Origin of the sequence: Kitasatospora sp. NPDC058406 (assembly GCF_042722765.1) — a bacterium.
Classification (GTDB): domain Bacteria; phylum Actinomycetota; class Actinomycetes; order Streptomycetales; family Streptomycetaceae; genus Kitasatospora.
In genome coordinates this window covers 1-11,071 of sequence record NZ_JBHXKE010000011.1, presented here as the reverse complement: position 1 = coordinate 11,071, position 11,071 = coordinate 1, and the positions used below count along the sequence as shown (strand labels likewise).

At 73.5% G+C, this 11,071-nt stretch carries 10 protein-coding genes; 4 read left to right on the top strand and 6 right to left on the bottom strand.

Features of this window, described 5'->3' with window-relative positions; translation table 11 throughout:
- Positions 1-240: 240 nt before the first annotated feature.
- Positions 241-1,482 carry a hypothetical protein gene (locus ACFWOG_RS03990; protein WP_380354488.1) on the top strand — a complete coding sequence of 414 codons (1,242 nt, stop codon included), beginning with the start codon at positions 241-243 and terminating at the stop codon, positions 1,480-1,482.
- Between the two features lie 66 nt (positions 1,483-1,548).
- Here the strand turns inward: ACFWOG_RS03990 and ACFWOG_RS03985 are convergent, their stop codons facing one another.
- Entirely contained in the window at positions 1,549-1,725 is a 177-nt protein-coding gene (locus ACFWOG_RS03985) for a hypothetical protein (RefSeq protein ID WP_329884706.1), read from the bottom strand.
- A gap of 168 nt (positions 1,726-1,893) precedes the next feature.
- On the opposite strand from ACFWOG_RS03985, the gene ACFWOG_RS03980 reads away from it, so the two are divergent.
- The 3 genes from ACFWOG_RS03980 to ACFWOG_RS03970 all read left to right on the top strand — a co-directional run bounded on the left by ACFWOG_RS03980 (position 1,894) and on the right by ACFWOG_RS03970 (position 4,428).
- The gene (locus ACFWOG_RS03980) at positions 1,894-2,349 is read left to right on the top strand and encodes a hypothetical protein (protein ID WP_380354484.1); all 456 of its coding nucleotides are present in this window, start codon (positions 1,894-1,896) and stop codon (positions 2,347-2,349) included.
- Positions 2,350-2,430: 81 nt separating this feature from the next.
- A complete protein-coding gene (locus tag ACFWOG_RS03975; RefSeq protein ID WP_380354481.1) occupies positions 2,431-3,423 on the top strand; it encodes a hypothetical protein in 993 nt (330 codons plus the stop codon).
- A gap of 171 nt (positions 3,424-3,594) precedes the next feature.
- Positions 3,595-4,428: a Cof-type HAD-IIB family hydrolase gene (locus tag ACFWOG_RS03970; protein ID WP_329884709.1), complete on the top strand. Its 834-nt coding sequence runs from the start codon at positions 3,595-3,597 to the stop codon at positions 4,426-4,428.
- A 191-nt stretch (positions 4,429-4,619) separates the two neighbouring features.
- Here the strand turns inward: ACFWOG_RS03970 and ACFWOG_RS03965 are convergent, their stop codons facing one another.
- The 5 genes from ACFWOG_RS03965 to pstC all read right to left on the bottom strand — a co-directional run bounded on the left by ACFWOG_RS03965 (position 4,620) and on the right by pstC (position 10,921).
- Positions 4,620-5,396 (bottom strand): phosphate ABC transporter ATP-binding protein, encoded by a 777-nt coding sequence (locus ACFWOG_RS03965; RefSeq protein WP_329884993.1) that lies wholly within the window; start codon positions 5,394-5,396, stop codon positions 4,620-4,622.
- Positions 5,397-5,596: 200 nt separating this feature from the next.
- The gene (locus ACFWOG_RS03960; protein WP_329949669.1) at positions 5,597-6,541 is read right to left on the bottom strand and encodes a class E sortase; all 945 of its coding nucleotides are present in this window, start codon (positions 6,539-6,541) and stop codon (positions 5,597-5,599) included.
- On the bottom strand, positions 6,538-8,472 hold the full coding sequence (locus tag ACFWOG_RS03955) for a phosphate ABC transporter substrate-binding protein PstS (RefSeq protein ID WP_329949668.1): 1,935 nt from the start codon (positions 8,470-8,472) through the stop codon (positions 6,538-6,540). Before ACFWOG_RS03955 ends, ACFWOG_RS03960 begins: the two co-directional genes overlap by 4 nt.
- Before the next feature lie 38 nt (positions 8,473-8,510).
- Entirely contained in the window at positions 8,511-9,758 is a 1,248-nt protein-coding gene (gene pstA, locus ACFWOG_RS03950; protein WP_380354477.1) for a phosphate ABC transporter permease PstA, read from the bottom strand.
- A gap of 143 nt (positions 9,759-9,901) precedes the next feature.
- Positions 9,902-10,921 (bottom strand): phosphate ABC transporter permease subunit PstC, encoded by a 1,020-nt coding sequence (pstC, locus tag ACFWOG_RS03945; RefSeq protein ID WP_329884713.1) that lies wholly within the window; start codon positions 10,919-10,921, stop codon positions 9,902-9,904.
- Between the last annotated feature and the right edge of the window lie 150 nt (positions 10,922-11,071).

Below are 11,071 nucleotides of genomic sequence, written 5' to 3'. Positions count from 1 at the left end.
CACAGCAAGCCGTTCGCTGCCTATACAGCGCCGACGGTGTCGAGGTTACCCATTCTGCGATACGCGCGCGGATCGGCGCACTTTCGGACTGCGCGCGAGAGCGCCCGGGCAGATCGGCTAGCGTGCCGCCATGGGCACGTTGAGCAGGCGAGAACTCGCCGCACTGGTCGACGAGGCGACGGCCGACACCTACGACGAGCACGAGCAGGTAGTCGGAACCTCAAGACCGGGAGGGCTCGCATGACTGCTGTCGTACGGAGTGAGGACGAGGCGTCGTTGCGAGGTCTGATCGAGCGAAGTTCCGAACTCAAGGGCGACCTCGTCGTCTTCGCCCAGAGCGCGCGCTTCGACCGGTGGTTGAACCCCCTCCTACTGGAGGCGGCGGGCCCCGAAGGGCAGTTGGACGAGGGCGCGGCGATCCGGATCATCGACCACTTCATCCTCCGGTACCGCTTGCCGGGCGATTCGACCGTGGTGGACCGGTTCGTCGCCGCACGGCGGGACTTGACCGAGGCCGACCGGGCGATGCTGCTCGGCTGGCGTGACCCGGTCGAGGGCGTCTTCGAGGTCCGCTGCAAGGACGGGGACGCCGTCGTCCTGCTGAACCTGGTCGACGACCTGGAGTACCGCACGTACTCGAACGTCGGGCGGGCGGCGTTCCGGGGAGTGTCGAGGGGCGGGTTCCTCCTCGCGTGCGTGGTGCCCGTCCACTCGGCAGACGGGACGTGGCTGATCTCCGGGGCGATGTCGTACTACCCCAGGTCCAGCGCCGCCGACATCGCCCGGGCCGCCCTGCAGTTGGCGACCGGCCACCCCGAACTGGTCTTCCGCAACCCCGAGAAGATCGAGCAGGGATGGGCGTCGATGCGGGAGGACCGGGCCGCGTTCATCTCGTTCTGCGGCAGCGACGAGCTGGTCCTTCCGCCGGCCGAGGTCGAAGAGCGTCTCAACGCCTACTACCGGCACCGCCAGGAGGCCGCCGTCGCCGAGCGGCCCGAGCGGGCCCGGGGCAGGCGGTTGCCGGGAATCGATCTGCCGGCCTTCTCACTGCCGCAAGCCCTCGCGGACTCGGACACGGTCGGCGTCATCTACGACGAGGTCGACGGACTCAATTTCTACGCCGACTACGGGATGCTGCGGAGCCTCTTCGGCGACCCGGCCCGCGCGGGTCGCCGTCAGTACCAGGACGTGCTGCGCGCCTACCTGCGCGAGGAGTCGATCGCGCCGCTGCCGATCCGCCGCTTGGCCGCTGCCCACCCGGAGACGGTCGACGCGGTGTTCCGGAAGCTGCTGCGAAAGCCCGGGTTCACCTGGAGCGAGCACGGTGAGGACCTGTTGCGCCGACGCAAGCCCTGGTACTACGAACGGGAGCCCCGTCCTGGCGTCTCAGTGATCGGCGAGCGCCTCGGCGAGCTCGCCGCCGGCACCGGACGGCAGAGGTTCACCAGGGCGCGGCGCCCCTCGACGCCCTCGTCGGGGTGAAATGCCGGCGAGCCCGATGCCAGTGCGACGTGAGGTGGTCGCCACCGCCGAGTCGGGCCTGCGGGGTCAGGGGTGGGGGCGCTGGGCGGGGAGGCGGACGGGGGTGGTCGGGGTGCCGCGGCGGGCGAGGTCGGTGAGGGTCTCGAAGAGGATGTCGCCGATCAGGACCGGTTCGCGGGACGGCGACGGGTCCTCCTCGGGAGTGGTCGGTGGGCGCTCGTCTCGAAGCTGGCGAGTTGGCATGGCTCTTCCTGCCGACGGGGTGGCCGAGGAGAGTCCTGCCCGGTCAGCGGGGGCGGGACACCCCGGGAACAGGCGAATCGGCCGGAACTGGCGCAGCGGGGACCGAAACGTGGCCGCGCCGCGCGTGCTTACGGGGGCCGAATACCGGCCGGGGGTATTCTCGGGCGCGTGACGGCAGACGGTGGGCGGGCGCGGGTGCGGGCGGGGGTGCGGCACGGGGCCGTGGCCCGGTCGCTGCTGCTCTGCGCGCTGCTCGCCGGGCTGTTCCTGATGCACGGCTCGCCGACGGCGGCCGGGGGCTGCCACGCGCCGGCCGTGCCCTCGGTGCCGGCGGTCGCCGGGCACCACCACGCGCCGGACGCGCCCGACGGGCCGCCCGGGAGCGACCCCCGGGCGGCCGGGCCGCGAACGGCTCACGGGGACGCGCCGCAGGCGGCGTCCTGCGTCACCGCCCGCGACCGGGACGGCGCCGGGCTGCCCGCCGCCCCGCTGTCGGCCGGGGCGGCCGTCGTGCTGATCGCGCTGCGCCCGCCGGACGGGCCGCGCGGGCGGCGGGCCGACGGTCCGCGTGCTCCGCCCGCCGGACGGCGGCTGCTCTCCCAGGTGTGCGTCTCCCGGACCTGACCGGGCCCGCGCCGGGCTCCCCGTCGACGGGGCCCGGGCGCGCCGCGTCCTGCCCGCACACACCGGAAGACACCTCGAACGATGACTCACCACTCCCGTCCGCACGCCCACCCCCGCGCACGCGCCCTGGCGCTCGCCGCAGGCGCCGCCGCCCTGGCGGTCACGCTGACCGCCTGCGGCTCCGCCGCGACGAGCGGGACCGACCACGGCGGGGCGGCGCACGGCACCACCACGGCCGCCGCCGCCCCCACCGCCGGTACCACCACCACGGCCGCCGCCGCCCCCACCGGCGCCCACCAAGGCCACGGCGTGCCCGCCGTGCCGGAGCCGGCCGCCTCCTCCACCCCCACGACGGCCGCCCCGTCCGCCGAGCGGAACGGCTACCGCCTCACCTCCGACACCGGGACGCTCGCTGCGGGGACCCCCGCCGCGTACCGGTTCGCCGTCACCGCGCCGGACGGCACCCGGCTCACCGCCTACCGGACCGAGCAGACCGAGCGGATGCACTTCTACGCCGTCCGGTCGGACCTGACCGGCTTCCAGCACCTCCACCCCGAGATGGCCGCCGACGGCACCTGGACCGCCCCGCTGGCCGCGCTCACCCCCGGCACCTGGCGGACGTACGCCTCGTTCGTCCCGGACAGCGGCCCCGGCAGCGGCAGCGGCCTGGTGCTCAGCCGGACGGTGACCGTCCCCGGCGAGGGCGCCGACGCCGCCGCCAGGCTGCCCGCCGCGACCGGCACCACGACGGTGGACGGGTACACCGTCACGGTCGAGGGCTCCCCGGTCGCGGGCAGGGCGGGCGAGCTGAAGGTGGCCTTCGCCAGGGACGGCGCCCCGGTCACCGACCTCCAGCCGTACCTGGAGACCTTCGCCCACCTGACCGCGTTCCGCGCCGGTGACCAGGCCTTCGCCCACCTCCACCCGGAGACGAGGGCGGAGGCGAACGGCACCGGCGGCCCGACGCTGACGTTCCACGCCGAGATGCCGGCCGCCGGGGACTGGCGGCTCTTCCTGCAGTTCCGGACCGGCGGGCAGCTGCACACCGCCGGCCTGACCCTCACCGTGGCGTAGCACCACCGCGGCACCGCACGGCACCACGGCGCCACGGCACCACGGCGCCACGGCAGCACGGCGCCACCCACCGCACGGCCGGACACCCGGACGCCGGGAGGTCACCGCGACGAGGGCCACATCGGCCCCCGCGCCGGTGACCTCCCGGCACCGGTGGGCGAAGATGGACCGGTGACCACACCGCGCACCGCTCCCCGGCTGATAGCCACCGACCTGGACGGCACCCTGCTCTGCTCGGGCGGAACCGTCACCGAGCGCACCGCCGCCGCCCTGGCAGCCGCGGAGGCGGCCGGGGTCCAGGTGGTGTTCGTGACCGGCCGCCCGCCGCGCTGGATGAAGCAGGTGAGCACGCACATCGGCGGCCATGGGGTGGCGATCTGCTCGAACGGCGGCGCGGTGGTGGACGTGCGGCGCGGCGAGCTGCTGGAGTCGTTCCCGCTGGCGGCCGAGGCCGCGCTCGCCGTGGTCGAGCGGCTGCGGAAGAAGCTCCCGGGCACCGCGTTCGCCTTCGAGTACCCGGCCGGGTTCGCCCGCGAGCCCGGGTACGAGGTCCGGATGTGGGGCCAGGACGAGAACCACCCGATCGGTCCGGCGGAGGAGCTGCTGGGCACGGGCGGGGCGGTGCAGGGGCTGTTCAAGCTGCTCGCCAAGCACCCGGACCTGGACCCGGACAAGCTGCTCGGCGAGGCCCGGGAGGCGGCCGGCCACCTGGCCGAGATCACCCGCTCGGCGCCGATCCCGCTGCTGGAGATCAGTGCGCCCGGCGTCACCAAGGCCAGCACGCTGGCTCGTTGGTGCGCGGCGCGCGGGATCGACCGGAGCGAGGTGGTGGCTTTCGGCGACATGCCGAACGACCTGGAGATGCTCGCCTGGGCCGGCACCGCGTACGCCGTGGCCAACGCCCATCCGCAGGTGCTGGCGGCGGTGCCGCTGCACACCGTGAGCAACGAGCAGGACGGTGTGGCGGCGGTGCTGGAGCAGCTGCTCGACCACCCCCGACGCTGACCCCGGCCCGACCGCCCCCACCGCCGGCCCCGGCCACCGTCACCGTCACCGGTCCACCGGCCCCGGTCCGCCGAGCGGTCGTCCGGGCCCCCGAACGACCGCACCGGCCGGCGGAGGGGGCCCGCCGGCCGGTGCACGAGCGACTCCCGCGGGAAGCCCCCCGCAGGGGACTTCCGCAGGGCTCCGGGGGACTACCCGAAGCGCCCGTTGACGTAGTCCGAGGTCCGCTGGTCGCGCGGGTTCTGGAACACCTGCTCGGTCGGACCGGCCTCCACGATCCGGCCGGGCGTGTCGTGGGTGGCCAGGAAGAACGCGCAGGACTGCGAAACCCGCTGCGCCTGCTGCATGTTGTGGGTGACGATCACGATGGTGAGCCGCCCGCGCAGCTCCGCGATGGTCTCCTCGACGCGCCGGGTGGAGGTCGGGTCGAGCGCCGAGCACGGCTCGTCCATCAGCAGGATGTCCGGCGAGACGGCCAGCGACCGTGCGATGCAGAGGCGCTGCTGCTGTCCGCCGGAGAGCGAACCGCCGGGGGTGTGCAGCCGGCTGGCGACCTCGTCCCAGAGGCCGGCCCGGCGCAGGCTCGTCTCCACCAGGTGCTCGCGCTCGTCCCTGGCGACCTTGATGCCGGCCAGCTTCAGCCCGCTGGAGACGTTGTCCTGGATGGACATCGCCGGGAACGGGTTCGGCCGCTGGAACACCATGCCGATCCGGCGGCGGACCTCGGTCGGGCGCCGGCCGGGCCGGTAGACGTCGTCGCCGTCCAGCAGCACCTCGCCGGAGAGCGCGGCGCCGCGGATCATCTCGTGCATCCGGTTGAGGATGCGCAGGTAGGTGGACTTGCCGCAGCCGGACGGGCCGATCAGCGCGGTCACCTCACCGGCCGGCATGGCGAGCGAGACCCGCTCCAGCACCTTGTGGGAGCCGAACCAGGCGGAGACGTCACGGGTCTCCAGCCCGGCCAGCACGGGCTCCTCGCCGTGGGTCTCGTAGTGCGCGTCCTGCGGGTACAGCAGCTGCTGCCCCTCGTACCCGGCGTACGCGCCGGGGCCGGGCGGGACGGCGGGAAGGGTGATCGTGGTCTCGGACGGTCCGGCCCCCGTGGCCTGGCCGGGCGGTACGTCGGTCATCGGTGCATCCGTCATCGGTACGGTCCTCCGGGCGCGCGTCAGTAGAGGTTGGGCAGCAGGGCGGCGGCGTTCTCGTAGACCGCCCAGAGCAGCGCGCCGACCACCGGCGCGAGGCTGAGGTAGGCCGCCGAGCGGTGCCAGTACCGGGCCAGCACGATCGCGGCGACCACCGCGCCGAGCAGGCCGAGCGTCCACAGCTGCAGCGTGGCCAGCGCGCCCTTGTCGGCGGCCAGCGCCTTGTCGTAGGGCACGGTGCGGGGCCGGCCGCCCGGGTTGGCCTGCGGCTCGCCGTCCAGCCGGGCGCCGATCATCACCGTCGAACGCGGGATCCAGTCGGAGTCCCCGGTGACCAGCACCATCCGGTTGCGGGCCGGGTCCGCGATCGGGTGGTCCTCGTCGCCGTACACGTTGACGGTGTAGGTGAACTTGCCCTGCCCGGTGGTGGCTTCGATCTTGTCCCCGACCCGGAGCTTGGTCAGTTCGGCGAACGGCGCCCCGAAGGTCGCGCCGCGGCCGAAGAGCACCGCGACGCCGGTCTGCCCGGGCAGCGCGGTGTCCCGCCGGTGGCCGGGACCGCGCATGAGGTCCCGGCCGGTGGTGCCCTCCACCACGACCACGTGGTGCAGCCCGATCGCCGGGATGTCCAGCAGCGCGACCGGATCGCCGCTCCCGGCCGCGCCGGTCGGGGCGGTGGCCTTGGCCAGCTGGTCCCGGAAGGACTTGTAGGCGGTCGACTGGAAGTGCTTCTCCTGGACGTGCGAGAGGGTGAAGAGGTAGCCGACGAAGCCCAGGGTGAGCGCCGCCAGCAGGCTCACCGCCCAGGCCCCCTGGAGGAACCGGATCCGCCCTGCGGTCCGCCCGGGGCCGGACGGCCCGTCCGGCCCGTCCGGCTTGGGCGCGGTCCCGGGGGTGTCCGGCTCGACGGCCGGGGCCGGCGCGGGCTGCGCCGGGGCCGTCGGCTTCTCCAGCGCCGGGGCCGTCATGACCGGCCGCCGTTGTTCGCGCGACGGCGCAGCAGGCGCCGTCCGAGCAGCGGCGGGACGATGACCACGGCGAGCAGTTCGAGCGCGGTGAGGGTGCTCAGCGTCCAGTCCTCGGGGCGTCCGCCGACCTCTACGACGTTGGCCGCGACCTCGGTGGCGGCACCGCCGCGGCCGCGCGCGACCACCTGACCGGTCTGCGGGTCGACGACGTCCTCGGCCGCGGCCTCGCCGTCGGCCGGAGCGCCGTTCGGGTCGGCGGCCGCGGCGGGATCGCCGGGCGCGACCTCGCCCGTGCCGCCGGTGGCCGCCGCACCGCCGGTGGCCGCGGCGCCGCCGGCTGCCGCACCGCCCGCTGCCGCACCGCCCGCGCCGGTGGAGCCGGGCGTCTGGGTGTTGCCTGTCTTGCCGGTGCCGGCCTTGTTGCCGGTGGTCCCGGTGGAGCCGGTGGCCGCCGCGCCGCCGCCGGTCGCCGCCGCGCCGCCCGAGGCGGCGGTGCCACCCGCTGCCGCGCCGCCGCCGGTGGCCGCGGCCCCGCCGGAGCTGCCGCCCGAGCTGCCGGCGCCGCCCGTCGACGGCTTGCCGTCCACGATCTTGCAGTCCAGCGGCTGGCCCTTGGCGTCACAGGCGCTGGGCTGCGGGGCGCTGTCCAGGATGGTCAGCCGGCCGGCGGCGTTGAAGGTCGGGTTGTTGCAGTTGGAGAGGGTGTTGGGGTCGACCGGGCTGGCGTTGCCGGGGATGTGCTGGGCCTGGAGCAGTCCGCCGCGGACCAGGCCGCGCGGGATGGGCGAGTAGCCGAGGTCGTCGGCCTCGCCCTGGCCCTGGCAGAGCACGTAGGAGAGGAACTTGCTCAGTGCGCCGCCCTTGTCGTTGCTGAAACGCGGGAGCGCCTTGAGGGAGTTGGCCCGCGGCACCACCAGGTAGCTGTAGCTGGAGAGCGGGTAGGAGCGTGCGTCCGAGTTGGTGTAGACCTCGTCCAGGTTCTGCTGGAGGTAGTTCGGGTCGTCCGGCGAGGTGTTGTCGTCGACACCGCGGATCTTCGCGGCGGTGAGCGCGATGGCGACGTTGGGGGCGGTCGGCAGGACGTAGTAGCCGGCCGGGTTGAGGACCTTCACCACCGGCCAGTCGCTGCGCTTGGCGAACGCGTACTCGTCGTAGCCGATGGTGCCGTCGCCCGAGCTGGCCTTGATGTAGCCGGCCACCGTGTCCGAGCCGTTCTGGGCCGTCATCCGGCCGGACGGCGGGAAGAACTCGGTGAACTCACCGCAGGAGACCTTGTTGACGGACTTGCAGTACTCCTCCCACTGGGCGGGGAAGGTGTGGCTCATCCACCGGGTGAACTGGGCCGTCGCGCCGGAGCCGTCCGAACGGATCACCGGGGTGATCGGCAGGTTGGGCAGCGTCCGGCCGTAGTCGGCGGTGACCTTCGGGTCGTTCCAGTTGGTGATCTTGCTGGTGAAGATGTCCATGATGGTCTGGGGCGAGAGCCGCAGGTCGCGGACCTGCTTGCCACCGATCTTCAGGTTGTACATCAGCGCCGTGCCACCGGCGGTGATCGGGACGTAGGAGTAGCCGTACACCGGGTTCTCCACGCCGCCGCCGCCGCTGCGCAGGACCTCCTCGCTCGCACCGGTGTCGATCTTGGTGCGGAACGGCACGTCGGAGGCGGTGAAGTCGTTCTGGCCGATGGACCACTCCTGGCGGCCGCGGGCCGAGCCGACGGCGCTGAAGTCGATCTGGATGCCCTGGGGCCCGACGTCCTGGCGCCACTGGTCGATCGCCGGGTACGCCCAGCTGGAGCCGCTGGCGGTCAGCGCGACGGCCGCGTGCGCCGGGGTGGCCTGCCCCAGCAGCAGCGAACCGGCCGCGAGCAGGGTGGACATCAGCACGGCCAACGGGCGTGCCAGGGGGCGGCGTTCGGCCTCCCGCGACATGGGAACTCCTCCGGTACTGAGGGTGGTCGATCGGAACATCAGTGCTCCACGGTGGCGACGACGGGACCGCCGAGGTGGGCGGGGGTGGGCTGCTCCGGCCGGGGGGCCCGAGCGGGTTGGGCGGCGCGGGCGAGCTTGCGCTTCTGGCGCCGGCTCATCTCTCCGGGGCCGCGACCGCCGAGCAGACGCGCGGTGACGAAGAGGATCATCACCACCGCCATCAGGGTCAGACCGGCGGCGAAGGCGCGCGCGGTCATCTCGGGGACCGGCAGCTTGACGTAGCTCCAGATGTAGAGCGGCAGCGAGATCTGCTGCCCCTCCAGGGGGTTGGCGTTGAGGCGCGAGGTGAAACCGGCCGTCAGCAGGACCGGCGAGGTCTCGCCCACCGCGCGCGCCATGCCCAGCACGACGGCGGTCACCAGACCGCGCCGCGCGGTCGGCAGCACGACGTTCCAGACGGTCCGCCACTGGCTGCCGCCGAGCGCGTACGAGGCCTCCCGCAGGGTGCCCGGCACCAGGCGGATGACGACCTCGGCGGCCCGGGTGACGATCGGCATCATCATCACCATCAGCGCCAGGGAGGCCGCGAAACCGCTCTTCTCGAACCCGAAGGTGAGGATGACGACGCCCAGGATGAAGAGGCCCGCGACGATCGACGGCAGCGCCGTCATCGCCTCCACCAGCGTCCGGACCGGACGGGCCAGCCGGCCGCCGATCTCCGACATGAAGACGGCTGCGGCGATGCCCAGCGGGACGGCGAACAGCGTGGCCAGGCCGAGCTGTTCGAGCGACCCGACGACCGCGTGGAGTGCGCCGCCGGAGGTGATCGGGGAGAGCGAGGCCGTGCTCACCATCGTCTCGGTGAAGAAGTTGCTGTGCTGGGCCGCCTCGAACCCCTTCGAGGCGACGTAGCCGATCTGGTCGGCGATCAGCCCGACGACGAACAGGCCGGAGCTCCAGGCGACCACGGCCACCAGTCGCTCACGGACCAGGAGCGGGCCCCACTGCATCCGGCCGAGGAGGAAGTAGCCGACGAGGAAGAGCACGTACCAGCAGAACAGGAAGCCCAGGGCGCCGCTGAACGGGAGCACCCGCTCGTACAGCACCCAGTCCAGTCCCAGCGCGCCGACCAGCGCGCCGGCGATCGTGAAGAAGTCGTCGCGGGTGGTCCCGCCGAGCTTCAGTTTCCGCTCCGGACGCGGGTCCTTCCGGTCCGGTTCGGCGTGCGGCTCGTCCGGCAGGGGCGTCGCGGGTGCCACGGCGGGCGGCCTGTCGAGGGTGGTCATCGGTGCGTCCCTTCACGGCGGAGCGGAAGCGGTCGGCGGGCCCGGCGGCGGGTGCTCCGGCCCGCCCCGGGGTCCTGGTCGGCCGCGGCGCCCTTTCGGGGCGGCCGCCCCCGGTCGGTCGTGCTTCTCTGGTCGGCCACGGCTCAGTCCACCGTCGCCGAGCCGGAACGGGAGCGCGAGATCACGAAGCTCGCCGCCACGTTGACCAGCAGGGTGATCCCGAACAGGACCAGGCCGGCCAGCATCAGCGCGGAGAGGGCCAGCCTGTCCGACTCGCCGAACCGCAGCGCGATCAGCGCGGAGATCGAGTTGCCCCCGTTCTCCAGCACGTGGGTCATGGTCTTGAAGCTCGGCGAGATGATCAGCGCGACGGCGATGGTCTCGCCCATCGCGCGGCCGAAGCCGAGCATCACGGCCCCGATCACACCCCCGCGCCCGAACGGCAGGACCACCGTGCGCACCATCCCCCAGCGGGTGGAGCCGAGCGCGTACGCGCCCTCGCGTTCGCCCTGCGGGGCCTGCGAGAACACCTCACGGCTGAGCGAGATGATGATCGGAATGATCATCAGGGAGACCACCACGCCCGCGACGAAGGTCGACGAGGTGTAGGAGGTGGCGATGTCGCCGGTGCGCACCTTGAGGAAGGGGATCACGTCACCGAGGTGGTTGGAGGCCCAGCGCGCGAGCCCGATGATCTGCGGCTGGAGGAAGAACAGCCCCCAGAGCCCGTAGACGATGCTGGGGATCGCCGCCATCAGGTCGACCAGCGAGATCAGCGTCGCGCGCAGCCGCACCGGTGCGTACTCGGAGATGAAGACCGCCGTGGTAATGGCGACCGGAACGGCGATCGCCAGCGCGATCACGGCGATCAGGATGCCGTTCGGCAGAACGGCCGCGATGCCGAAGTTACCGGCCTGGGTCTGCCACTTCTGTTCCGTGAAGAAGTCGAAACCGACCACGCGCAGGGCATCGGCGCCGCGCAGGATCAGGAAGAACGCGATCAGCCCCATGATCACGAAGACCGAGAGGCCCGCGGTCCGCAGCATGCCGCGGAACACCCGGTCGCCGGGCGTGGCGGGGGCGGTGATGGTGCGGGGTACGTCGGGGTCGGGCTGGCGTGGAGCCTCGGCGAACGGTGCCGCGGGCTCGGCGGCGGCTGTCATGGTCTGCTCTCCGGCGCACTCGGTGGGAACTGCTCGGTCCAGGGATCACGGTGGTCGGGGGAGGACGCCGGGCGCGATTCCCCGGGGAAGGGCGCCCGGCGACGGGAAGCGGACACGGCCCGGCCCCGACGGGCGCCCCCCCCCGACCAC